The organism is Actinomadura sp. KC345, assembly GCF_004348515.1.
Taxonomy (GTDB): Bacteria; Actinomycetota; Actinomycetes; order Streptosporangiales; family Streptosporangiaceae; genus Spirillospora.
Genome location: NZ_SMKH01000035.1, coordinates 1 through 23,294, shown reverse-complemented (window position 1 = coordinate 23,294; position 23,294 = coordinate 1). Strand labels below are relative to the sequence as shown.

Here is a 23,294-nt window from a genome sequence, read left to right as displayed (position 1 = left end):
GGTTCAGATGCCCAGGTCACTGAGCACGTCCAGCAATGCGTCGTTGGACGACCGGTCGCGCACGGCGATGCGCAGCCAGTCGGTGCCGAGCCCTGGGAACGTGTCGCCGCGCCGGACGGCGTAGCCGCGCTGCCGGAGCAGGGCCCGCAGGCCGAGGGCGTCGGGCACGCACAGGCACAGGAAGGACGCCCTCGCCTCTGGCACGACGTAGAGGCCGCGCGCGCTCAGTTCCGCGGCCAGCCTGTCGCGCTCGGCGGCGAGTTCGACGGCCCACGCCCCGGCTTCGGCGACGGCCTCCGGTGCGGAGCACGCTTCGACGGCGACGAGCGCGGGTGTGGAGACGGCCCAGAGAGGCTGCGCTTCTGCGAGCCGTTCGACCAGGTGGGGATCGGCCAGGACATATCCGGCGCGCAGCCCTGCCAGGCCCCACGTCTTCGTGAGGGAGCGGACGACCACGATCCCGGCGGGCAGCCGGGAGGCCAGGGTCTCCGGCTCGCCGGGGACGCAGTCCATGAACGCCTCGTCGACCACGACCGTCCGGCCGGGCCTGGCCAGCGCGGCGACGGCGCCCGCCGGATGCAGCACGGAGGTCGGATTGGTCGGGTTGCCGATCACGACGAGGTCGGCGTCGGCGGGCACGGCCCCCGGGTCGAGGGTGAAGTCCTTGGTGAGGACCACCCGTTCCACCTCGTGCCCGGCCGCCCTCAGCGCGGCCTCGGGCTCGGTGAACTGCGGATGCACGACCACCGCCCGGCGCGGCGCGAGGACCCGGGCGAGCAGGACGAACGCCTCCGCGGCACCGGCGGTGAGCAGCACCTCGTCCGCGGACCTGCCGTGCCGCCGCGCGACCGCCCGGCGGGCGGGGCGCGGGTCGGGATAGGCGGCGAGGTCCGCGACGGACGCCCGGATCCGCTCGGCCAGCCACCGCGGGGGCGTACCGGTCCGGACGTTCACCGCGAAGTCGGCGAGCCCGCCGCCGATCTCCGCGTCGCCGTGGTGGCGCAGGTCGACCTCGCTCGGCTCGGGGGGCACCGGGGTCACCGGAACTCCGCCTCGTCCTGGTACAGCAGCGCGTTGACGGCCGCGGCGGCGACCACGGAACCGCCCTTCTCCGAGGCGTTGCTGAGCTGCGGCAGCCCGCTGGCGCGCAGCGCCTCCTTCGCCTCGCGGGCACCGACGAAGCCGACCGGCATGCCGATGACCAGCGCCGGGTCCACGCCGCGGGCGATGATCTCGGCGATGGCCTCCGGGGAGGAGCCGACCGCCCACACCGCGCCCGGCCCGACCTCGGCGTAGGAGAGCCGGACCGCGGCGGCCGACCGGGTGATGCCCGCGGCACGCGCCATCCGGGCGGCGGCGGGGTCGGCGGCGTGGCAGATCGTCTCCCGGGCCGTGATCCCGGCCGCGACCATCCCCTCGTCGGTGACGATCGGCGCGCCGTCGCGGAGCGCGGCCCAGCCCCGCCGGAGGAACTCCTCCCTGGTGACCAGGTCCACCGCGTACTCCAGGTCGGCGGTGGCGTGGATCACCCGCTCGGCGACCGCCCGCCACAGCGGGGGCATCGGAGACAGGTCGACGCGGGACCGCAAGATCTCGTACGACCGGACCTCGATCGGGTGGGGCTGACGGACGGTCAACTGCGCCTCCTGCTTCGCTTCAGGCCAGGGCACCAGGGTTTCATGGCTTTCGGGGGGTTATGCGCGTGCAGGGCCTCATCGCCTATGCGGGCACGTCCGGCCCGCCGGGGAGGCCGGGGATGGTCTCGATGGGACGGGCCGTCCGGGACGGCCGCCGGCCGGGGACCTGGGCGTCGCGCTCACCCCAGACGACGATCACGGGGTCCTCCGGCGGTTCCTGCGCGTCCAGCGGCGTCGCCTGGAGCTGGACGGCGTCGGCCGTGAAGCCCTGTCCGGCCAGGACGTCCAGCATCGTCCCGGCGTCGTCGGCGGAGGCGACGGCGACCAGGCGGGCGGGGGCCGGGTCGAGGCCGGTGCAGGTGCGGACGGCCTCCGGCCCGCCCCGTCCGGCGAAGCCGGGGCCCAGGAACACGGCGTCGGGCTGGGGCAGGTGAGCGGCGGTGGACCGCACGTCCCCGGACGCCATCGCGACCTTGACGCCGTGCAGGCGGACGCTCTCCCGGATTCGCTCGCACGTCGCGTAGTCGCGGTCGACGGCGACGACGGCGGCGCCGAAGCGTGCGCATTCGATGCCCACGGAGCCGTCGCCGGACTCCACGTCCCACACCATGTCGCCGACCCTCGGACCGAGCTTGGCCAGGACGAAGGCGCGGACATCCGGCCTCAGCCCCGGGCCGTCACCGAAGGACTCGGAGGGGAGCGCCCAGCCGCCGGGGGCGGGGACGGGCCCTGAAATCCAGCGTGACTCCCCCAGCGCGTGACGGTTGTCCAGCACGAGCACCACAGCCGGGTTGTTCCAAGGACGAGTGGTGGCCTCAGCCGGACGAACGTAGACGACGCGCTCCTTGGGCCCGTCCAGGTCCTCGCAGACCACGAACGACCTCGGTGTAACGGGGAACAGCGCGCGCGCCAGCTCCGCCGGTCCCGCGCCGGGCCCGGTCAGCACGGCCACCTTGGGGTGGGCTCGGCAAGCGTTGACGGCCTGCCTCAGGTGCCCGCCCCGGGCCGAGACGACCAGTGCGTCCTCCCAGGGCATCCCCGCATGGGCGAAAGCCCGCGTGACCAGGGGCGCGGCAGGCAGGGCCTCCGGCGCGTGGCCTTGTTCGAGGAGCATGCGGAGAACGCCGAAGTAGCCGGGGTCTCCGTCCACGACGAGCACGACGTCCTGGCCGGACACGTCGACGCCTTTCAGCGCCTCGGCGACGTCCTTGGTGGCGACCTTGCGGGTGCCGGGCGCCAATGGGAGGTCGTCCAGGCGGCCGGGTTCCCCCACCACGAGCGAAGCACGTCCCAAAGCGGCGCGGGCCGCCTCCGTGAGCGGCGAACCGTCGCGACCGACGAGCGTCAGCATCGCCTCGACCCCGTCACCTACCGGGCCATTCGCCCGTACATGCCGACCATCCGCTCCCCCGCCGCGTCGACCAGGACCACCTGCGCGGCGACCGGGCTCGTGGCCGATCCGGCCGCCTCGGCGGCGAGGCGCTCCAGCTCGCCGGCGGTCCGGCGGCACAGCTCCCGGCCGCAGGGCCCGAGCCTCCCGGCGGCCTCCCACAGCTCGTAGGCGACCCGGGGCGTCGATGCCGCGGCCACCTCGGCGGCCAGCGCGGCGCCCCCGTCCATGTCGAGGGTGATCGACTCCAGGGTCCGGGCGCCGTCCGCGGTGCCTTCCGCGGCGCCGTCCAGGAAGTCGACCTGCTCGTCCATGCCGGCGACCAGGACGACCTGCGCCAGCCCGCGCTCGACCGCCTCGCGCAGCCTGCCCGCGCCGGCCGGGGCGAAACACGCCTCCGGCAGCTTCGGGAGCATCCGGCGGGCGGCGTCGCGCACTCCGTCCCCGTACATCACGAGCGTTCTGTCTTCGGTGGTCACCGGGGCCGTCCCCCATCCGTCCTGGCCTCGTCCTGGGCGACGAGCCTTCCGGAGGCTCCGCCGCCGCACCGGCGCGGCACGCCGGTCGGCCGCGATCCGGGCCGCATATCGGTCGCGTTCACGCACGCTCCCCACCGAGACGAGGGACTAGACGAGGGACTATCGGCACGCCCGGACAGCATAGGCTGTCGCGGTGAGCTACCAGCGCCTGTCCCCGGACGAGCGGCGTGCCCAGATTCTGGACGTCGCGCGGCGGATGTTCACCGAGTTGCCCTACGCCGAGGTGTCCACCGCCGCGATCGCGCGCGAGACCGGGGTCCAGCGCGGCCTGATCCACTACTACTTCGGGACGAAGCGGGAGCTGTTCCTCAAGGTCGTCCAGGGGCTGACGGCGTCGGCCGCGCTCAAGGCGCCGCCGCCGGACGAGCGGATGGCGCTTCCCGAGGCGGTGGAGCTGTGCGTGAACCTGTTCCTCGACGCGGCGGAGCGGAACGCCACCACCTGGTTCGCGGCGCTCGACGCCGAGGGGTTCGGGCAGGACCCGGAGCTGCTGCGGATCGTCAACCGGTTCCGCGACCAGACGGTCGAGCACATGCTCGCCGTCCTGGGGGTCCCGGAGCCGACCGAGACGCTGCGCGCCGTCCTGCGCACCTACTCCGGCCTGGCGGACGCGGCGACGCGGCAGTGGCTCCAGGAGAAGACGCTCGACCGCGAGCAGGTGCACACCCTGCTCGCACGGTCACTGCACACCCTGGTCAGCGAGATAGGCCCGGCCCTCGAAGAGGGCTGAGCGGGGAAGCCGGGAGGCGTCAGGGGAAGGCCGCGACCGATCCGGGCACGGCGAACCAGACGGCCTTGCCGCGGACGGGCGGCCCGAGCCGCGACACCGTCCGCCGCGTGCCCCACTGCCCCTCCGACAGCTCGTGGACGATGCCGAGCCCGCGACCGCAGTCCCCGGACGTCCACGAATAGCCGGGAAGGGACGCGTCGACGAGCGCGTCGAAGACGGCGCACCGGACCTCGCCGACGGCGTCGCCCCCGCCGGCGCAGGGTTCGTCCCCCGCCGCGTAGAGCCACAGTTCGTGGGGGCCGTGCTCGCCGGCATGCTGGTGCGCGTTCGTCGCCAGTTCGCTGACCATGAGCTGCGCGTCCGCGATCACGTCGCGCGACACGCCCAGCGAGGGGAGCGCGACGCGCAGGACCGCGCGGGCGTGGCCCGCGCATCCGGGGCCGCCCGGGAGGGCCCAGACCCAGCCGGGCCTGCTGCCCGCGGGGGCACGCGCGTCGTCGGGGGCGTCGTCGTCCATGGCGTCGGCCATGGTCTGCGCTGACAGGTCGGCTGGAGTGGTCTGCACGGGTTCCTCCCGCGGTCTACGTGCCCGGGCACGCGACCGGCCGGATGGTCACGGTGGGTCCCCGGACGGTCACGGAAGTAAGCGTGTCGTGAGATTCTCACGAGCGCAACCGCCTCCGCAGAATTGCTCACCCCTTCCTGCCGGGTTCGTCAATCGCGTTGTGGCGCGCGTCGAGAGTGGTCAGACTCCACTCCCATGACCTACCGCCCCACCGTCCGTGGCCGCCGTCTGGCGCGGGAGCTCCGCAAACTGCGAGAGGAGCAGGGCCTGACCCTGCAGGAGGTGGCGGATCGGCTCGACTGGTCGCGAGCCACCGTCTCCCGCCTCGAAACCAGCCAGACGCGCCCCAAACCCGGCGACATCGCCGACATCCTCGACCTCTACGGCGTCCCGAGCCCGGCCCGCGACGCCCTCATCACCCTCGCCCGGCAGGCCGGCCAGCGCGGCTGGTGGACGGCCTACCAGGACGTCTTCGCCGGCAGCTACGTGGCGCTGGAGGACGAGGCGTCGCACATCCGCACCTGGGACCCCCAGCTCGTGCACGGGCTCCTGCAGACCGAGCCGTACTCCCGCGCCGTGATCACCGCCGGCCGGCTGCTGCCCGGCCCGGAGGACATCGAGCGCCGCATCGCCGCCCGCAAGATCCGCCAGGCCCTGCTCGACCGGACGGACGCGCCGCGCCTGCAGGTCGTGTTCGACGAGGCGGTCCTGCACCGTCAGATCGGCGGCACGGAGGTGATGCGCGCCCAGTTGGACGCCCTCGCGACCGCCGCGGCGACCCGCCCATCCGTGTCGATTCAAGTACTTCCATACACGGCGGAGGAACATGCGGGCCTAGACGGACGATTCACCATATTGTCGTATCCGGACCCCGCAGACCCAGATATCGCCTATGTAGAGGGCACCATGGGTGACGTTTACCTTGAGAGTGCGGAGGCAATAGCAAAACATAGGGACCGCTTCGAGAGGATCGAGGCGGCCGCACTGTCCCCCGAGGATTCCGCGCACCTCATCGCCGAGGCAGCAAGGAGCAGCCCGTGACCAACCTGCAGCGCGAACTCACCGGAGCCCCCTGGCGCACGTCGTCCCACAGCGGGAGCGGCGACCAGTGCGTCGAGGTGGCGCCACTGTCCGACGACCTTCGCGCGGTGCGCGACTCCAAGGACCCCGACGGACCGGCGCTGGTGCTGACGCCGCGCGCCTGGCGGGCCCTGCTGGTCGCGATCAGGAACGACTAGCGAGACCGACCGGTCCGGGGCCGCGGCGCCCCCCGCCGCGGCCCCGGCCTTCCCGGAAAATAGAACCTGTTCTAGTATCGCGGTGCGTCGACAACCGGAGGGTGCAACGTGACCGCGGAACTCAAGCTCGGCATCAACGTCGGCTACTGGCAGCGCGACGTCGACGACCAGACCGAGACCGTGCTGGCCGCCGAACGGTGCGGGTACGACTCGGTGTTCACCGCGGAGGCCTACGGGTCGGACGCGTTCACCCCGCTGGCCTGGTACGCGGCACGTACCTCTCGGATCAGGCTCGGTACGGCCGTCGTCCAGATCTCCGCGCGCACGCCCGCGGCGACCGCGATGCACGCGCTCACGCTGGACGCGCTGTCGGGCGGGCGGATGATCCTCGGGCTCGGCGCGTCCGGGCCGCAGGTCGTCGAGGGGTGGTACGGGCAGCCGTTCCCGAAACCGCTCGCCCGCACCCGCGAGTACCTCGACATCGTCCGGCAGGTGTGGCGCCGCGACACGCCCGTCACCAGCGAGGGCCCGCACTACCCGCTGCCCTGCCCGGGCGGCGCGGGCCTCGGCAAGCCGCTGAAGTCGATCGTGCACCCCGTCCGCCCGGAGATCCCCGTCTACCTGGGCGCCGAGGGGCCGAAGAACGTCGCGATGTCGGCCGAGATCGCGCAGGGGTGGCTGCCGCTGTTCGTCGACCCGCAGCAGATCGACGCGGTGTTCGGCGAATCCCTGGCGGGCCGCCCGGACGGCTTCGAGATCGCCGCGACCGTCACCACGATCGTCACCGACGACCTGGAGTCCGCGCTCCAGTTCGCCAAGATCCCGCTCGCGTTCTACATCGGCGGGATGGGCGCCCGCGACCGCAACTTCCACCTCGACCTGATCGGCCGGCTCGGCTACGCGGAGCAGGCCGCCCGCGTCCAGGAACTTTTCCTCGACGGCCGCCGCGACGAGGCGGTCAAGGCGGTGCCGGACGAGCTGGCCGACTCGATCTCCCTGCTCGGCCCCATCGGACGGATCAAGGAGCGGCTCCAGCTGTGGCGCGACAGCCCGGTCAGCACCGTGCTGATCGCCGGCGTGAAGGACGAGCCCACACTGCGCGCGATCAAGGATCTGGCCGACTCCTGACGAGAGCGATTCCACATCGGCGGGCGGAATGGGAGGCGCGACCCGGGTGCTGCACCGGACAAGCACCCAGCGCCACGCATTCAGGAGATGGGACACACGATGTCCACGCAGGACGCCGCCCGGCTGCTCGTCAGGACCCTTGAGGCGGAGGGCGTCGAATACGTCTTCGGCATTCCGGGCGAGGAGAACATCCATTTCGTCCACGCTCTGAAGGACTCCTCGATCCGCTACGTCCTCGTCCGGCACGAGCAGGCCGCCGCGTTCATGGCGGAGATCTACGGACGCCTCACCGGCAGGGCCGGCGTGGCGTCGGCGACGCTCGGGCCCGGCGCGATCAACCTGCAGCTCGGCGTCGCGGACGCCACCACCAACAGCACGCCCGTCGTCGCGATCTCCGCGCAGGTCGGCCTGGACCGCATCTACAAGGAGTCGCACCAGATCGTCGACCTGGTCTCCCTCTTCCGCCCGATCACCAAGTGGTCGGAACTGGCGCCGAGGGCCGAGGCTCTGCCCGAGATGGTGCGCAAGGCGTTCAAGACCGCGCAGACCGAGCGTCCGGGCGCGGTGTACCTGGCGATCCCCGAGGACGTCGAGTCCGCCAAGGTCTCCTCCGAGCTGGGGCCGCTGCCGGTCAACGTGGTGCGCGCGCAGGAGCCGTCGCCCGCGCAGATCGCCCGCGCCGCCGACGTCCTCGCCACCGCCCGGCGGCCGATCGTCCTGGCCGGCCACGGCGCGACCCGCGCGGGCGCGAGCGCCGCACTGCGGTACTTCTCCGAGCATCTCGGCCTGCCGGTCGCGACGACGTTCAACGGCAAGGGCGTGTTCCCGGACGACCACCGCAACGCCCTCGGCGCGGTCGGCTTCATGCGCCACGACTACGTCAACTTCGGCTTCGACGAGGCGGACGTCCTCATCGCCGTGGGCTACGAGCTCCAGGAGTTCGATCCCGTCAAGGTCAACCCGACCGCCGACAAGAAGATCATTCACATCCACCAGTTCCCCGCCGAGGTCGACGACCACTACCCCGTCGAAGTCGGGATCCAGGGCGACATATCCAGTTCCCTCCACACCCTCGCCGGCAGCGTCCACCGCCGCTTCGACGTCAACGGCACCGGTGAGCGGATCCGGCAGATGCTCCGGGAGGAGCTGGCCGAAGGCGCCACCGAGGACGGCCACCCGCTCTCGCCCCGCCGCATCGTCGCCGACATCCGCGCCGCCATGGGACGCGGCGACATCGTCCTCGCCGACACCGGGGCGGTGAAGATGTGGATGGCGCGCATGTACCCGACCTACGAGCCGAACACGCTGCTGGTCTCCAACGGCCTGTCGTCCATGGGCTTCTCCGTTCCGGGCGCGATCGCCGCGAAGCTCGCCCACCCGAACCGCAAGGTCCTGGCCGCGACCGGCGACGGCGCGTTCCTGATGAACTCCCAGGAGCTGGAGACCGCGGTCCGCGAGAACATTCCGATCACCGTCCTGATCTGGGACGACTCCGCCTACGGCCTGATCGAGTGGAAGATGGACCTCGATCTCGGCGAAAGCTCCCACATCAGGTTCGGCAACCCGGACTTCGTGAAGTACGCGGAGAGCTTCGGCGCCCGCGGCTACCGCGTCGGTTCCGCCGGCGAGCTGCTCCCGACGCTCCGCAAGGCCCTGGCCGACGACGCGGTCTCGGTCGTCACGGTCCCGGTCGACTACTCCCACAACCTCCAACTGACCGACAAGCTGGGCGAGCTGACCGACCCCTTCTGAGCGCCACGGCCCCGCGCCCCGGGCCGCGCCTCCGAGCGGTTGGGGGGCGGGCTCGGGGGTAGGTGCGGCGCGTGACGTCCGGCAAGGGGTTCGACGCCGTTCCGACCGCGTTGCGCAACACCGCGGCGGTGGCCGCGTGCTTCCTCGTCATCGTGGCGGCCATCGGCGTCCTGGTCTACCTCGCCCTGAAGGTCGCGTCGCTGGTGATGGCCGTGATCTCCGCGCTGCTGCTGACCGCGCTGGTGTCGCCGGTCGCGCGGCAGGTGCGGCGGCTGCGGGCTCCCTCCTGGGTGGCCGCGCTCGCCGGGCTGCTGACCGTCCTCGTCGCCGTCGGCGGGTCGATCGCACTGGTCGGCAACCAGGTGGCCGACCAGTGGGACGAGATGCGCGAGAGCATGACCGAGGGGCTGGAGCGGGCCCAGGAGCAGATCGTGAACACGCTGCCGATCAGCGATCGGCAGCTCGACAACGTGATCGACGGCCTGCTCGGCGCCCTCCGGCGGGGATCGCCCGACCCGGTGGCGAGTGCGAGCATGGCGACGCGGGTGGGCGCCGCGGTGCTGATCGCGCTGTTCCTGCTGTTCTTCATGCTCAAGGACGGAAGGAGCATGTGGGCGTGGGTGCTGCGCCTCGTGCCCGAGCGGCGCCGCCCGAAGGTCGATGTCGCGGGGCGTGCGGGCTGGCGGGCGCTCGGGCAGTACGTGCACGGGATCGTCCTGGTCGCGCTGGCGGACGCCATCGGCATCGGGGTGGCGCTCGTGCTGATCGGGGTCCCGTTCGCGCTGCCGCTGACGCTGCTGACGTTCATCGCCGCGTTCGTGCCGATCATCGGGGCGGTCCTCGCGGGCGCCGCCGCCATCCTCATCGCGTTCGTCAGCGGCGGGCTGACGGACGCGCTGCTCGTGCTGGCGGCGGTCGTCGCCGTCCAGCAGGCCGAGAGCCACCTGCTGCAACCCCTGATCATGGGCCGGACGCTGCACCTGCACCCGGTGGTGGTCGTGGTCGCCGTCGCCGCCGGAACGCTGGCGGCGGGCATCGCCGGGGCCGTCGTCGCCGTTCCCCTCGTCGCGGTCGTGTACCGCGTCGCGTCCGTGCTGGCCGGGGAACGCGGCCCCCCGGAGGCGATGGAAGCGGCGGATACGGCGGCGCCGGCGGGCTCCTAGCGCTCAGGCGCGGCAGATGATCTCGCCGTGGGTGACCGAGTACCAGCCGTCCTCGGCGGCGGCCCATCGCTTCCAGCCCTCGTAGACGCGCTGGAGTTCCTCGCGGGTCGCGTGGCCGCCCGCCACGGCCTGGTCGGCGACGGACGACCTGACCATGCGGCCGCCCCATGACTCGCTCCACCACTCGCGCTCTTCCGGGGGCGGCGAAGCACCAGGTCGAAGAGGTGGCGGTGACGTCGGTGAATCCGGCGGCGCGGGCCCAGGAGACCAGGCGGCGGCCGGCGTCGGGTTCGCCTCCGTTGCCGCGGGCGACCCTGGAGTAGATCGGCAGCCAGGCGTCCATGCCGGGCGGCTCCGGGTACCAGATCATGGCGCCGAAGTCGGCGTCGCGTGCGGCGACGATGCCGCCCGCCCTGGCGACGCGGCGCATCTCGCGGAGAGCCTGGACGGGGCGGAGTTGTCGACCGTGCGCCACCGGTGGGCGCTCAAGACGCTGGCGTGGTGGCCGTGGGTGTAGGCCGGGGCCATCGGATCACCTCTCTCTGTCCGGTGACCCCGACCGTAGAGCGCTTCTCATATTTCGGGAATCATATATCAGTATTTGAGACGCTGTCGCAAGAGAAAGGGGACCGAGGCTCTCGGTCCCCTTGAGTTCGTTTAGATCGTCGTGTTCGCCCGGGTGTCTTCTCGTCGCCGGTCAGGCCGCCACGGCGATCCGGGCGGGCGCGGGCCGGACGGACGGGGCCGACCGCAGTGGCAGGGCCTCGACCGGTGCCAGCGCGGGCGCCGTCTCGGTGTAGGCGTTCAGCGTCGCATGGGGAAGTCCGGTGAGCCACGGCTCGACGACGGTCCGCTCGGCGGGCCCGTCCAGCCGCGGGTGGGAGAGATGGAACGTGCCGGTCGCTGCGCTCACTGCCAACACCCCTTCCTTAGCCCGGTGGGCCGCTCCGTCGCGGAAGCCACCGTCTGTCACATACCCCTAGGTACGTCATAACAAGCCACCCGGTTCGACTCCTGTTCCCGGGTGTCGCCCGAATCACAAGGTCAACGCTACGCGGCGCCTCTGACATTCTCGAACCTTTATTCGACCGGGCCGCCCTCGCCGCGAAGCCCCGCCATGTGATCTGGACCATGTTCCCTAGTTAATAGGTAGGTTTAGTTCTAAGATGACGTCCGTCTTGTCCCGATTCATCACGGAGAACCGACCCCATGCGCCCTTACGCAGCCGCACTCATCAGCGCCCTCCTCCTGCTCGGCGCCGCGCTCGCCGGCTGCGGCGACGGCGACGAGGCCGGCGCCGACACCGGAGAGCTCCGGGTCGGCTACCAGCGGTTCGCCGCGCTGACCCTGGTCAAGTCCCGGCAGGTCGCCGCTCCGGGGACGACCTGGTCGCTGTTCGAGAGCGGACCGGCCCTGGCGGAGGGGATCAAGGCGGGCGCGGTCGACATCGGCGAGGTCGGCGAGGCACCGCCGATCTTCGCCGCCGCCGGGAAGATCGACTTCAGGATCGTCGCGACCTCGAAGCCGGTCCCGAAGGGCGAGGCCGTCCTGGTGAAGGAGAAGAGCGGCTTCACGTCCTTCAAGGACCTCAAAGGCAAGAAGGTCGGGCTCAACAAGGGCTCCAACGTGCATTGGCTCCTGCTCAGGCTGCTGGAGGCCAACGGCATGACGATCGACGACATCGACGTCACCTACCTCAAGCCCGCCGAGGCCCGCCCGGCCTTCGACAACGACCAGATCGACGCGTGGATCATCTGGGACCCCTACTTCGCGCTCGCCGAGAGGCCCGGCGTCGAGATCCTCGCCGACGCGACAGGGCTGGCCGACAACCGCGAGTACGTGCTGGTCTCGCCGGAGGCGCTGGAGAACAAGCCCGAGAAGATCAGGGCGTTCCTGAAGACGCTGCGCGCGACCACCGAGTGGGGCATCGAGCACCCGCGGGAGCGCGGCGAACTCCTCGCGCCCGAGCTGAAGATCCCGCTGGACACGACCCTGCGTGCGCAGGAGCGCAGCGCGCAGCCGATCATGCCGGTGAACGCCGAGATCGGCGCCGAGCTCCAGGAGATCGCCGACGGGTTCACCGAACTGGGGCTGATCCCCGGCGAGGTCGACATCAAGGGCCGCGTCGACGACCGCTTCACGGACGTCCTCCGATGAGCGTGACGCAGACGGAGCGCGCGGACCCGGCCGTCGGCAGGCCCTCCGCGAAGAAGCCGGCCGCCAGGGCGAAGCGGGCCCGGTTCCGCACGAGGCGCCTGATCACCCCGGTCGCGCTGCTGGTCCTGGGGCAGGTCCTGGCGCAGACGGGCGTCCTCGACCCGGACAAGCTGCCGCCGCCCAGCGACGTGCTGGCGGCGGGATGGCGGCTCGCCGCCGACGGCACGCTCGACGGCTACCTCCTCGACTCGCTGCGGCGCGCGGTGGCCGGGCTGCTCATCGGCGGCCTGCTCGCCCTCGCGCTCGGCACGCTGGCGGGCCTGCTGCGGAGCGGGGACGACCTCATCGACCCGACCGTCCAGATGGCCCGGATGCTGCCGCACCTCGGGCTCGTGCCGCTGCTCATCATCTGGCTCGGCATCGGCGAGTCCACGAAGATCACGCTGGTCGCGCTCGGCGCGTTCTTCCCGATCTACCTCAACACCTACGCCGGCATCCGCGGCATCGACGAGCGGCTCGTCGAGGCCGCCAGGACGTGCGGGCTGACGGCACCGGAGCGCATCCGGGACGTCGTGCTGCCCGGCGCGCTGCCGTCGGTGTTCATCGGCGTGCGGCTGGCGTTCGCCGCCGGCTGGCTCAGCCTCGTCGTCGGCGAGCAGGTCAACGGCGACGGCGGGCTCGGATTCATGATGATGGAGGCGCGGGAGTTCAGCCAGACCGACGTCGTGGTGCTCGGCCTGGTCGTGTACGCGGCGCTCGGCCTGCTGTCCGACCTGGCCCTCCGGGCCGGAGAAAGGAGGCTGCTGTCATGGCGGCGCGGACTGCGGGCCACGTAGCGGAGGCGTCCGGGGTGCACCGGGCCTTCGGCGACACGGTCGTCCTCGACGGGGTCGACCTGAGCATCGAGCGCGGCGAGGTGGTCGCCCTCCTCGGCGCGAGCGGCTCGGGCAAGAGCACCCTGCTGCGCATCCTGGCCGGGCTGGACGACCAGGCCACCGGCGAGTTCGCCACCACGCCCTCGCAGGCCGTCGTGTTCCAGGAGCACCGGCTGCTGCCGTGGAAGCGGGTGGCCGGCAACGTGGCGCTCGGCGTGCGTACCCCCGACGCGGCGGAGCGCACGGCGAAGGCGCTCGCGGAGGTCGGCCTGGCCGACCGCGGCGGCGCGTGGCCCGCCGAGCTGTCCGGCGGCCAGTCGCAGCGCGTGGCGATCGCCCGCGCGCTCATCCGGGAGCCGGAGCTGCTGCTGATGGACGAGCCGTTCGGCGCCCTGGACGCGCTGAACCGGCTGCGGATGCAGGCCCTGTTCGGGCGGCTCCGGTCCGCGCACGGCTTCGCGGCGCTGCTGGTGACGCACGACGTCGACGAGGCGATCCTGCTCGCCGACCGGCTGCTCGTCCTGGACGGCGGCCGGATCGCCGAGACCGTCGAGGTCGGGCTCGGCCGTCCGCGCGCCGTCGACGCGCCGGGCTTCGGCGACCTGCGCCGCCGCCTGCTCGGGCTGCTCCACGTCCCCGCGGGCCGCGGCGAGCGGTAGGCCGCCGCCCCGGACGAGCGGAGGCGGGACCGGAGCAGCGATAGCGGGCCCGCGGGGATCTATGGCCGGGAATGCTGACAGAATTCACCTCGTGACCATCCGTCGGTGAACGGGGGGAAGGACGAGGCACTGGCACCGGAGTCGCTGAACGGCCTGCCCGTCACGGTGCTCGCCGTCTGGGTGCTGTGCGCCATCGGATGGGGCGCCGTCCTCGCGGGTCTGCGCAGGGGCGTCCACGGCCCGGCCCGCGGCCCGTCCCTGTTCGCGCACACCGCGGCGGGCGCGGGCACCGTCCTGCTGTTCTCGCTGATCGGCTTCGGGTCGCTGCACGCGACGATCGCGGTGGCCGCCGAATGGTGGGCGCTGCTGCTCGTGACCGGTTTCCGGCCGGAGCGGCTGCTGTCCACCGGCGGGCTCGGCCGCCTCGCCGCCTGGGGCGCCGTCACCGCGGTCGCGACGCTCGCCGCCACCCGGCTCGTCTTCCAGATCTGATCCCGCCGCGGAGGGGCCCGGCGGGCGCGAACCCGAGTTGGGCCGCGCAAGTCAAAGGTACGTAGTATCCAAGACAGCGACCAGCAAAGCCGTCGGAGGTGAACCATGCCGTGTGCGCTGTGCGGCGACATCATCCCGACCGAGGTCGCCCGGTGCCCCGCGTGCGGCGCCTGGGCGAGGCGGCGCGACTTCCGCGCCGTCGGCGTCGCGGTGTTCATGCTCCTCGGCTTCAACGCGTTCGTCGCGCTCGGCTCCGGATTCAGCCTGCTCCGGTTCTCCGACCCGCTCCGCGACGCGACGCACGGCACCTATGACGCGGCGGCCACCGGCAGGGCGCTAGGCCCCTACACGGAGCTGTTCACGGTCAGCATGATCATGGGCGCGGTCACCGGCGTGCTGTATCTCGTGTGGCTGTGGCGCGCCTTCGCGCAGTCGCCGGGCCCGCACCAGTACCACCGGGGCTGGGTCCTGTTCGGCTGGTTCTGCCCGATCGTCAACCTGTGGCTCCCACCGCGGCTGGTCTACGAGATCTGGGTGAACAGCGGCCGGTACCGGACGGCCGAACGCCAGGTCGCGGGCCTCGTCGTCGCCGGCTGGTGGGCCTGCGGGCTGCTCGGCGTCCTGCTCGCCTACGCGTTCGCCCACGGCAACGTCGACACCCTCGCCGACGCCCGCTTCGACATCCACGTCGGCGTCGCCGCCACGGCCTTCCAGGCCATCGCCGCCACCCTGTGCATGGCGACCGTCTTCCAGATCACCAGGCTCCAGGTGGCCCCCGGTGAGCTAGCCCGGGGCTGGGCCTGAGCTGCCCTGGCCGGTGTGCCAGAGGGCGGCTCTCGGGGGGCGCTTGACGGCCGGGCCGGCGTGGCCGATGTCCGAGTACGGGGACATCGCGAAGCCGGTGGGGTGGACGACGCGGTGCCCGACCGGGCCGCCTCGCGGGCCGGGGGCCGCCATCGCGGCGCGGACGGCGTCCGGGCCGCCTCGGCGCCATTCCTCGTGCAGGGTGTTCAGGTCCCAGCAGGCGTTCGCGGTGATCGAGACGGCGCGGGACCCGGCGCGGCGGACGCGGCCGCGGGCGACGAGGAGCCAGGAGCCGAAGACGGTGGCGGCGCACCTGTCCTGGACCGACTCGAAGAACGTGAGGTCGACGGGGCCGGTCGCGTCGTCCAGCGTGGCGAAGATGACGCGCTGGCCGGACCGGACCGCCGGGGTCTGCGTGGCGACCTTCACGCCGGCGACCAGGACCTCGCTTCCGTCCGGGCGGCCCGCGAGGTCGGCGGCCCGGACGACGCCCAGGACGGCGAGGATCCCGGCGTAGAAGGTCAGGACGTGGCGGCTGACGTCCATGCCGAGGATGTCCAGCTCCGCCTCGACGACCTCGGCGGGCGTCATCGGCGGAAGCTCGCCCGGCGGGATGTCGTCGGCGAGTTCGAGTTCCAGGGCGCCGTCGCCGTCCTCGTGGCCCCCGTGGTCGAAGGTCAGCGGGAGCTGGCCTTCGACCACGGGGGCGCGGGCGGTGGCACGGTCCAGGGCGCCCACCCGGCAGAGCAGGTCGCGGCGGGGCACCCCGTCCGGGGCGTAGACGGCGTCGAACGCCCCGGCCAGGACCAGGCGCTCGGTGGTCGGCCGGGAGACCCTGGCGCGGCGCCAGAAGTCGGTCAGCGACACGTACGGGCGCCCGCCGACGATCGCGGCGATCTCGGCGTCGTTGATCCCTCTGACCTCGCTCAACGCGACCCGGACACCGGCGGGTCCCCCCGCCGAGACGGGCTCGGCGTGCCAGCCGGCGGCGGAGCGGTTGACGTCCAGGGGAAGGATCGGGACGCCGAAATGCCGCGCGTCGTCGAGAATGACCCGCTTGGGATACATGCCGGGGTCATGGGTGAGGACGCCGGCGTAGAACGCGGCCGTGTGGTGCCGCTTCAGCCAGGCCGACTGGTAGGTGGGCAGCGCGAACGACGCGGCGTGCGCCTTGCAGAATCCGAACGCGCCGAACGCCGTCAGCATCCGCCAGACCCGCCCGACGGTGGGCTCGTCGTAGCCCCGGGCCAGGGCCTGCTCGCGGAACCAGGCGCCGACCACCGCCTGCCCCCGCTCGTGGTTCAGGCTCCGCCGCGCCGCCTCCGCCTTCGAGAGGCCGCAGCCGGTCATCACGTCGAAGACGCGCAGCACCTGCTCGTGGAAGACGATCACGCCGAGGCTCTCCCGCAGCGCCGGTTCGAGGTCGGGATGCGGGTAGGCGGGCTCCCTCGTCCCGGCCCGCGACTCCAGGAACGGCGTCACCATGTCGGAGTTGACCGGGCCCGGACGGAACAGCGAGATGTCGATGACCAGGTCGTCCAGGTCGCGCGGCTGGAGCCTGCCGATCAGCTCCCGCTGGCCCGGCGACTCGATCTGGAAGCAGCCGAGCGTCCGGGACGTGCGGACCAGCTCGTAGGTCGCGGGATCGTCGCGCGGGACGTCCTCCAGCGCGATCCGCTCCCCCGTCGCCCGTGCCACCTCCGCCACCGCGTGCGCCATCGCCGACTGCATCCGGACGCCGATGACGTCGAGCTTGAGCAGCCCCATCGCCTCGACGTCGTCCTTGTCGAACTGGCTCATCGGAAATCCGGTCGCGGCGCGCTCGACCGGCGTCCGGTCGCGCAGCGACGGGTTGGACAGCAGGACGCCGCACGGGTGCATGGCGATGTGGCGGGGCAGCCCGTCCAGCCGCTCGGCGACGCGGAACAGCACCTCCAGCCGCCCGGCGGCCAGGTTGCTCTGCCGCAGCTCGGGCAGGTCGTGCAGCGCGGTGCGGATCTGGCTCGCCCTGATCTGCGGGAACGCCTTGGCGATCGCGTCGATCTCCAGCGGCGGCAGCCCGACCGCGTTGCCGACGTCGCGGATCGCGCTGCGCGCCCGGTAGGTCTCCATCATCGACACGCACGCCGTGCCGTCGGCGCCGAACCGGTCGAACAGCGCCTCGTAGGCCTCCAGCCGGCGGGCTGACTCGACGTCCAGGTCGATGTCGGGCAGCCCCTCGCGGCTGTCGGCCAGGAAGCGCTCCATGAGCAGGTCGTGCCGCAGCGGGTCGAGGTCGCCGATGCCGAGCAGGTAGTTGACCAGGCTGCCGGCGCCCGAGCCGCGGATCGCGCACCGGATGCCGCGCGCCCTGATCAGCGCGGCGGCGTCGGCGACCGTGAGGAAGTAGGAGGCCAGCCCCTTGCGGGCGATCACGCCGAGCTCGTCCTCGAGGCGGACGGCCGCCCGCCACGAGGTGCCCAGCCCCCGCCGGGTCATCCCGGCCGCGCAGCGGGCGACGAGCCGGGCGTACGGGTCGCCCGGGACGGCCGGCAGGTGGACGTCGTCCATGCCGAGGTCGCGGCCCGGGTCCAGGACGCAGCGTTCGGAGAGCCGCCGGGTGGCGGCCAGCAGCGCGTCCGCCTCGTCCGGGCCGCAGCTCAGCTCCGCGACCCGGCGCATCTCGGGGACGGGCTTCAGGTAGGCGTGCCCCGTCAGATCGTCGAGGTGCCGCCGGTCCAGCGGGACGAGCCGGCGCGTCACGTCCAGCACCTGCGCGACGGGGTGATCGGCCGGCTCCAGGTACCGGACCGCGTTGCCCAGCACCGCGGGCACGCCGGCCTCGCGGGCGAGGGCGAGCAGCCGGGCCGCCCGGTGGCCCTCGCCCTTTCCGTGGTGGTCGACGATCTCGACCACGGTCTCGGCCGTCGCGCGCCACGCGGCCAGGAGCCGCGCCGCGACGTCCGGCCTCCGCCCGGCGACGGCCCGGCCGACGTCCGACCACGGCCCCAGCAGCACGACGAGGCCCTCGGCGTGCGCACCGACCATCTGCCGCGTCACGACCGGGCTCCCGCGCTCGCCCGCCGCGTGCGCCGCCGTCACCAGGCGGCAGAGCGACCGCCACCCGGCGCGGCCCTCGGCGAGCACCACGATCCGTTCCTCGCCCGTGGACGCGACCCTGAGGTCGGCGCCGACGACGGCCCCGATCCCCGCGTCCTGACATGACCGAACGTGACGGACCGCGCCGTACAGGCCGTCGCGGTCGGTCAGCGCGAGCGTCTCCATGCCGAGGTCCGCCGCCCGCTCGGCCAGGGCGGCCGGCGGCGAGACTCCGTATCGGAGCGAAAAGCCCGAAGCGACATGAATATGCACGTCAGTCCCATACCCGGGAAAGCAGCCAGCTGTCATCGGCCACGTCGTAACGCAGCTCGTAGACGCCGATCTCCCTGTCCGGGGTCGCCTCGACCCGCCAGAACTCCCGCTCGCCGGTGGCCTCGCCGTCGGGCTCCTGCTCCCGCCACCAGTCACGGGTCGTGACCCAGTGCTCCAGCACCCGCCGGACGCTGTAGAGCCGGCCACGCCAGACGAACCGGACGGGACGTCCATCGCTCACCCAGACGTCCACCGGGTCGCCGAACACGCGTGTCATCTGCCTCCCCCTCGTGCGCACCGCACGGGGGAAGAGCATGCGGACGTTCGAACAAACGTTCGCACCCGAGTCTAGAGACCAGGCCGACGGGAGGGCAAGGCGGGGCGGCTACCCCAGCAACCGGGTCAGGCGGTCGGCCACGCCGGGGGCCTCGGCGACGTCGGCCATGCCGCCCCCCGGCCAGAGGTAGAACCAGCCTTCGCCGGTCAGCGTCGCGACCACCATGATCTGGCGCCCGGACCGCGGTCCCGTCACGCTCAGCAGGGACTCCTCGGGACCGGCGAACCGCCACGCGAGGCCCCGCGCCCCGACCTCGTTCGCGAGTGCCACGAGGTGACGCCGGCGCTCCTCGGCGATCTCCCGCCCACGCACTACAGACACAACAGCCGCCTTCAGCCTGGTCCGGATCACCGGCGACCACCTTGGGCGATCATCCGGCGACAACTGGTGACCGGCCTTCAGCATGACCCGATATCCGCGGCGGCGCAGCGAGAATCCACAGAGTGGGACGACTGTTCGGCGATCCGCCGGGGATGGTCCGGTGAGCCGGGACCGGCACGCCGCGCTCATGTGCGCCAATCACCGGCCGATCGCCGTCCGGCCTCCGCGGTCCGGGGCGCATACGGAGGTCCCGTCCGTGATAAAAGCCTCTATGAGACGGGCGTTCAGCGCCCGCGTCACGCGGACAGAAGGAGCGAGCCGATGAGCGCCGTCCCCGCCGGCGACCCGTCAGGCCCCTCGCACGAAAGGGCCCCTGCCCCGCCGCGCGCCCTGGCCGGGCTCCGCGAACGCAAGAAGCAGCGGACCCGGACGGCGCTCGTCGACGCGGCGCTGGACCTGTTCCTCTCCCAGGGGTACGAGGCGACGACGATCGACGAGATCGTGGCGGCCGTGGAGGTTTCGCAGCGGACGTTCTTCCGCTACTTCGCCACCAAGGAGGACGTCGTCACCGGCTTCCTCGCCGAGCACGACGCGATCCTGAAGGAGGCGCTGGCGGAGCGCCCGTCCGGGGAGCGGCCGTTCACCGCGCTGCTGGAGTCGATGCGCGCGGTGCTGCGGACGATCGCCGAGGGCGACCCGGCCGACAGCGTGCGGTTCCGCCGCGTCCGGAAGGTGATCGAGAGGACGCCGTCGCTGATGGCGGCGCAGATGGCGCGGCACTCGGCGTCGGCGGAGGCGCTCGCGTCCGAGATCGCGCGGCGCGAGGACGTGGACCTCGACCACGACCTGCGCCCGCGGATCGTGGTCGCGTTCTTCCTGTCGGCCTCCAAGGTCGCGTTCGAGGAGTGCGCCCGGAAGGACATCTGGGACGCCGGGACGGTCGCGTCCCGCGTGGACGAGGCCATAGCCCAGGTCGCCCGGACCATGCGCGACTGGGTCTGAGCCTCTCGCCGGTGGTGGAGTGCTCGTGGTGGAGTGCTCGTGGTGGAGCGCTCGCAGTGGAATGCCCGCGAGGGCACCGAAGTTCCCCTATCAGCATCCGACCGCAGAGAGGACGACATGCGCGCGATCGTCATCACCGAGAACGGCGGCCCCGAGGTCATGGCGGCCGGGGAGCGTCCCGACCCTCGGCCCGGACCCGGGGAGGTGCTGATCGACGTCGCGGCGGCGGGCGTCAACTTCATCGACGTCTACTTCCGGACGGGCGCCTACCGGCAGGACCTCCCGTACACGCCGGGTGTGGAGGCGGCGGGAACGGTCGCGGCGGTGGGCGAAGGCGTCACGGACTTCTCCGTCGGCGACCGCGTGGCCTGGGCCAACGTGCAGGGCGCCTACGCGGAGCGGGCCGCCGTCCCCGCGGGCAAGGTCGTCCCTGTCCCGGACGGCGTCGCGCTGGAGGACGCGGCGGCGTCGCTCTTGCAGGGCATGACCGCCCACTACCTGACGCGGTCGACGTATCCGGTCCAGGCGGGCGACACCGTCCTCGTGCACGCGGCGGCGGGCGGGATGGGCCTGCTGCTCACCCAGGCGGCCACGTCGCTCGGCGCCAGGGTCCTGGGGACGGCCTCCACGCCGGAGAAGGAGAAGCTGGCCAAGGACGCGGGCGCGGACGTCACGATGGGCTACGACGGCTTCCCCGAGAAGGTGCGCGAACTCACCGGCGGCGAGGGCGTCGCCGCCGTGTACGACGGCGTCGGAGCGCCCACGTTCGACGGGAGCCTGGCGAGCCTGCGCCGGCGCGGCACCCTCGCGCTGTACGGGGCGGCCGGCGGGCCGGTGCCGCCCTTCGACCCGCAGCGCCTCAACGCGGCCGGTTCGGTGTACCTCACGCGCCCGTCGCTCAACCACTTCACCGAGGTCCGCGAGGAACTGCTGGAGCGTGCCGCAGCCGCCTACGGATGGGTGGAATCGGGCGCCGTGCGGATCCATGTCGGGCACCGCTACGACCTCGCCGAAGCCCGGACGGCGCACGCCGACCTGGAGGCGAGGCGGAGCACGGGCAAGCTCCTGCTGATCCCCTGATCGGCGCGCCGGTGCTCCCCGGCTCCCCTTAGGGTGGGCCACGACCGACGATCACCGAGGAGCGCCGCCCCCCATGACGACGACCGCAGCCGTACCGCTGGAGCAGGACGAACCCCGCGTCCTCGGGCCCTACCGCCTGCTCGGACGCCTGGGCCGCGGAGGCATGGGCACCGTCTACCTCGGCGCCGAGCCGGACGGGCGCCGGGTCGCGGTGAAGGTCGTCAACCGGGAGCTGGCCGGGGAGGCCGCGTTCCTCGCCCGGTTCCGCCGCGAGGTGACCGCCGCGCGGCGCGTCCACCGGTTCTGCACCGCGCCCGTCCTGGACGCCGAACTCGACCAGGACCCGCCCTACATCGTCACCGAGTACATCGACGGGCCGAGCCTGGAGAAGGCCGTCCAGGACAAGGGGCCGCTGCCCGGGTCCGACCTCGAGGGGCTCGCGGTCGGCGTCGCCACCGCGCTCGCCGCCATCCACGGCGCCGGGATCGTGCACCGCGACCTCAAGCCCGCCAACGTGCTGCTGTCCTCCACCGGACCGCGCGTCATCGACTTCGGCATCGCCCGCGCCCTCGACGCCCCCGGCGGCCCCACCCGCACCGGCCAGTTCGTCGGGACGCCGGCCTACATCGCGCCCGAGGTGCTCCGGGGCGAGCCGGTCGAGCAGGCGTCGGACGTGTTCTCGTGGGGCTGCGTCGTCGCCTACGCCGGGACGGGACGATCCCCGTTCCAGGGCGAGACGGTAGCGGAGACGTTCAACCGCATCGGCGCCGAGGAGCCGGACCTCACCGGCCTCGACCCGCGGCTCCGCGAGATCGTCGCCGCGGCGCTCGGCAAGGATCCGCGCGGCCGGCCGACGGCGCGGCAGCTCCTCACCCGCCTCGTCGGCCAGGAGAAGGCCGACCCGGAGCGCGCCGCGGAGACGATCTCGGCTTCCTGGCGGGGACCCGATCCGGTCTCCGAGCCCGCTCCGGCCGCCGGCCGGCCGGCGGCGGCCTCGAACACGGACGTGCCGCAGCCCAGGCCCGCGCCCGAGGAGGCACCCGCCGGGACCGCGGCCCCGGGCGACACCGGGGCCGCCGAGGCCGCGGCCCCTGAGGCCACGGAGGCGCCGGACCGGCGGGAACCCGTCCGGCGCGAGGCCGCCGGGCAGGTGGAGACCGTCGTGGTCGACCTGCCGTTCCCGGCGGAATGGCAGGGTCCGCGGCGCTGGCTCACCCTGCTCCGCGGACTGCTGGTGATCCCCCACCTGATCCTGATGCTGCTCATGTACACCGCGCTGGTGGTCGTGATGCTGCTCAGCTGGCTGGTCATCCCGTTCACCGGCCGCTACCCCCGCGCCCTGTACGGCGTCGTCGTCGGCTGCCAGCGCTGGTCCGGACGCGTCGTGGCGTACGCGTTCGGGCTCACGGGCGAGAAGCTCCCCCCGTTCCGCACTCTCCCCCGGGCACGCCGAACGCGGTGACGCCCCCGTGCGTCCCACTACCCAGAGCCCGCCGCCTGGTTTATGGGGGGCCGCTAGGGTTCTACGGAAAGATTCCCGCCTTCCAGTTCAGGATCACCGATGACCACGCACGCAGGAGAGAACGGCGAGGCCCTGCGCCCGGGAGACCCCCGGCAGCTGGGCCCCTACCGGCTGGTCGGCCGGCTCGGACGCGGCGGCATGGGGACGGTCTACCTGGGTGCGGACAGCGCAGGACGCCGCGTCGCGGTCAAGGTGATCAACCGGGAACTGGCCGGGGAGGCCACGTTCCGCGACCGGTTCCGGCGCGAGGTGACCGCCGCACGGCAGGTCCGCCGTTTCTGCACGGCGCCCGTGATGGACGCGGAGCTGGACACCGACCCCCTGTACGTCGTCACCGAGTACATCGAGGGCCCCAGCCTGGAGACCGCCGTCGCCGAGCGCGGCCCGCTGCCGGGGTCCGACCTCGAGGGGCTCGCGGTCGGCGTCGCCACCGCGCTCGCCGCCATCCACGGCGCCGGGATCGTGCACCGCGACCTCAAGCCCGCCAACGTGCTGCTGTCCTCCACCGGACCGCGCGTCATCGACTTCGGCATCGCCCGCGCCCTCGACGCC

25 protein-coding genes are annotated in these 23,294 nt (G+C 72.8%); 15 read left to right on the top strand and 10 right to left on the bottom strand.

The features are described from left to right. Positions 1 to 3: 3 nt before the first annotated feature. From cobC to E1281_RS08880, 4 genes are all read right to left on the bottom strand, one after another. The gene (cobC, locus tag E1281_RS08895; protein WP_243716723.1) at positions 4 to 1,041 is read right to left on the bottom strand and encodes an Rv2231c family pyridoxal phosphate-dependent protein CobC; all 1,038 of its coding nucleotides are present in this window, start codon (positions 1,039 to 1,041) and stop codon (positions 4 to 6) included. Beyond that, positions 1,038 to 1,637, bottom strand: coding sequence for a precorrin-8X methylmutase (locus tag E1281_RS08890; RefSeq protein ID WP_131876788.1), 600 nt, complete (start codon positions 1,635 to 1,637; stop codon positions 1,038 to 1,040). The genes cobC and E1281_RS08890 overlap by 4 nt, the downstream gene beginning before the upstream one ends. An 82-nt stretch (positions 1,638 to 1,719) precedes the next feature. After that, the gene (locus E1281_RS08885) at positions 1,720 to 2,988 is read right to left on the bottom strand and encodes a bifunctional cobalt-precorrin-7 (C(5))-methyltransferase CbiE/decarboxylating cobalt-precorrin-6B (C(15))-methyltransferase CbiT (RefSeq protein WP_131876787.1); all 1,269 of its coding nucleotides are present in this window, start codon (positions 2,986 to 2,988) and stop codon (positions 1,720 to 1,722) included. A gap of 17 nt (positions 2,989 to 3,005) precedes the next feature. Further along, positions 3,006 to 3,506: a hypothetical protein gene (locus tag E1281_RS08880; RefSeq protein WP_131876786.1), complete on the bottom strand. Its 501-nt coding sequence runs from the start codon at positions 3,504 to 3,506 to the stop codon at positions 3,006 to 3,008. Between the two features lie 193 nt (positions 3,507 to 3,699). Between E1281_RS08880 and E1281_RS08875 the strand changes: the two genes are divergently transcribed. Then, the gene (locus tag E1281_RS08875; RefSeq protein WP_131876785.1) at positions 3,700 to 4,296 is read left to right on the top strand and encodes a TetR/AcrR family transcriptional regulator; all 597 of its coding nucleotides are present in this window, start codon (positions 3,700 to 3,702) and stop codon (positions 4,294 to 4,296) included. Positions 4,297 to 4,315: 19 nt separating this feature from the next. On the opposite strand, the gene E1281_RS08870 is transcribed toward E1281_RS08875, so the two are convergent. Continuing rightward, a complete protein-coding gene (locus E1281_RS08870; protein WP_243716721.1) occupies positions 4,316 to 4,861 on the bottom strand; it encodes an ATP-binding protein in 546 nt (181 codons plus the stop codon). Positions 4,862 to 5,056: 195 nt separating this feature from the next. Here E1281_RS08870 and E1281_RS08865 point away from each other — a divergent pair, with 195 nt between their 5' ends. The 5 genes from E1281_RS08865 to E1281_RS08845 all read left to right on the top strand — a co-directional run bounded on the left by E1281_RS08865 (position 5,057) and on the right by E1281_RS08845 (position 10,142). Further along, positions 5,057 to 5,902 (top strand): helix-turn-helix transcriptional regulator, encoded by an 846-nt coding sequence (locus tag E1281_RS08865; protein ID WP_131876784.1) that lies wholly within the window; start codon positions 5,057 to 5,059, stop codon positions 5,900 to 5,902. After that, positions 5,899 to 6,099, top strand: coding sequence for a DUF397 domain-containing protein (locus tag E1281_RS08860; protein ID WP_131876783.1), 201 nt, complete (start codon positions 5,899 to 5,901; stop codon positions 6,097 to 6,099). The genes E1281_RS08865 and E1281_RS08860 overlap by 4 nt, the downstream gene beginning before the upstream one ends. 108 nt (positions 6,100 to 6,207) lie before the next feature. Then, positions 6,208 to 7,227, top strand: a complete 1,020-nt coding sequence (locus E1281_RS08855) for an LLM class F420-dependent oxidoreductase (RefSeq protein WP_131876782.1) — start codon at positions 6,208 to 6,210, stop codon at positions 7,225 to 7,227. A 99-nt stretch (positions 7,228 to 7,326) separates the two neighbouring features. Next, entirely contained in the window at positions 7,327 to 8,979 is a 1,653-nt protein-coding gene (locus E1281_RS08850; RefSeq protein WP_131876781.1) for an acetolactate synthase large subunit, read from the top strand. Positions 8,980 to 9,050: 71 nt separating this feature from the next. After that, entirely contained in the window at positions 9,051 to 10,142 is a 1,092-nt protein-coding gene (locus E1281_RS08845; RefSeq protein WP_165958838.1) for an AI-2E family transporter, read from the top strand. Positions 10,143 to 10,145: 3 nt separating this feature from the next. Here E1281_RS08845 and E1281_RS41150 read toward each other — a convergent pair whose 3' ends face one another. Together E1281_RS41150 and E1281_RS08835 are read right to left on the bottom strand one after the other, a co-directional pair. Then, positions 10,146 to 10,298 carry a hypothetical protein gene (locus E1281_RS41150; RefSeq protein ID WP_207943186.1) on the bottom strand — a complete coding sequence of 51 codons (153 nt, stop codon included), beginning with the start codon at positions 10,296 to 10,298 and terminating at the stop codon, positions 10,146 to 10,148. A 541-nt stretch (positions 10,299 to 10,839) separates the two neighbouring features. Continuing rightward, positions 10,840 to 11,055 (bottom strand): hypothetical protein, encoded by a 216-nt coding sequence (locus tag E1281_RS08835; protein WP_131876779.1) that lies wholly within the window; start codon positions 11,053 to 11,055, stop codon positions 10,840 to 10,842. 296 nt (positions 11,056 to 11,351) lie between these two features. Here E1281_RS08835 and E1281_RS08830 point away from each other — a divergent pair, with 296 nt between their 5' ends. The 5 genes from E1281_RS08830 (at position 11,352) to E1281_RS08810 (ending at position 15,129) form a co-directional block, all read left to right on the top strand. Then, positions 11,352 to 12,299 (top strand): aliphatic sulfonate ABC transporter substrate-binding protein, encoded by a 948-nt coding sequence (locus E1281_RS08830; protein WP_131876778.1) that lies wholly within the window; start codon positions 11,352 to 11,354, stop codon positions 12,297 to 12,299. Then, positions 12,296 to 13,135 (top strand): ABC transporter permease, encoded by an 840-nt coding sequence (locus tag E1281_RS08825; protein WP_131876777.1) that lies wholly within the window; start codon positions 12,296 to 12,298, stop codon positions 13,133 to 13,135. The genes E1281_RS08830 and E1281_RS08825 overlap by 4 nt, the downstream gene beginning before the upstream one ends. After that, on the top strand, positions 13,108 to 13,833 hold the full coding sequence (locus E1281_RS08820; RefSeq protein WP_131876775.1) for an ABC transporter ATP-binding protein: 726 nt from the start codon (positions 13,108 to 13,110) through the stop codon (positions 13,831 to 13,833). The genes E1281_RS08825 and E1281_RS08820 overlap by 28 nt, the downstream gene beginning before the upstream one ends. 105 nt (positions 13,834 to 13,938) lie before the next feature. Beyond that, a complete protein-coding gene (locus E1281_RS08815; protein WP_243716720.1) occupies positions 13,939 to 14,325 on the top strand; it encodes a hypothetical protein in 387 nt (128 codons plus the stop codon). A 105-nt stretch (positions 14,326 to 14,430) separates the two neighbouring features. Further along, the gene (locus tag E1281_RS08810; RefSeq protein WP_131876773.1) at positions 14,431 to 15,129 is read left to right on the top strand and encodes a DUF4328 domain-containing protein; all 699 of its coding nucleotides are present in this window, start codon (positions 14,431 to 14,433) and stop codon (positions 15,127 to 15,129) included. Here E1281_RS08810 and dnaE read toward each other — a convergent pair. The 3 genes from dnaE to E1281_RS08795 form a co-directional block, all read right to left on the bottom strand. Then, on the bottom strand, positions 15,109 to 18,516 hold the full coding sequence (gene dnaE / locus E1281_RS08805) for a DNA polymerase III subunit alpha (RefSeq protein WP_131876771.1): 3,408 nt from the start codon (positions 18,514 to 18,516) through the stop codon (positions 15,109 to 15,111). The genes E1281_RS08810 and dnaE overlap by 21 nt on opposite strands. Next, positions 18,482 to 18,757, bottom strand: a complete 276-nt coding sequence (locus E1281_RS08800; RefSeq protein WP_131876769.1) for a DUF6504 family protein — start codon at positions 18,755 to 18,757, stop codon at positions 18,482 to 18,484. Before E1281_RS08800 ends, dnaE begins: the two co-directional genes overlap by 35 nt. A gap of 108 nt (positions 18,758 to 18,865) precedes the next feature. Beyond that, positions 18,866 to 19,138 (bottom strand): hypothetical protein, encoded by a 273-nt coding sequence (locus tag E1281_RS08795; RefSeq protein WP_243716719.1) that lies wholly within the window; start codon positions 19,136 to 19,138, stop codon positions 18,866 to 18,868. A gap of 321 nt (positions 19,139 to 19,459) precedes the next feature. Between E1281_RS08795 and E1281_RS08790 the strand changes: the two genes are divergently transcribed. From E1281_RS08790 to E1281_RS08775, 4 genes are all read left to right on the top strand, one after another. Next, complete coding sequence (locus E1281_RS08790) at positions 19,460 to 20,140, top strand: TetR family transcriptional regulator (RefSeq protein ID WP_131876767.1); 681 nt, start codon at positions 19,460 to 19,462, stop codon at positions 20,138 to 20,140. 117 nt (positions 20,141 to 20,257) lie between these two features. Then, entirely contained in the window at positions 20,258 to 21,220 is a 963-nt protein-coding gene (locus E1281_RS08785) for a quinone oxidoreductase (RefSeq protein ID WP_131876765.1), read from the top strand. Between the two features lie 73 nt (positions 21,221 to 21,293). Then, positions 21,294 to 22,682, top strand: coding sequence for a DUF4389 domain-containing protein (locus E1281_RS08780; RefSeq protein WP_131876763.1), 1,389 nt, complete (start codon positions 21,294 to 21,296; stop codon positions 22,680 to 22,682). Positions 22,683 to 22,781: 99 nt separating this feature from the next. Continuing rightward, the coding region (locus tag E1281_RS08775) for a serine/threonine-protein kinase (protein ID WP_131876761.1) at positions 22,782 to 23,294 on the top strand (513 nt) is incomplete at its 3' end.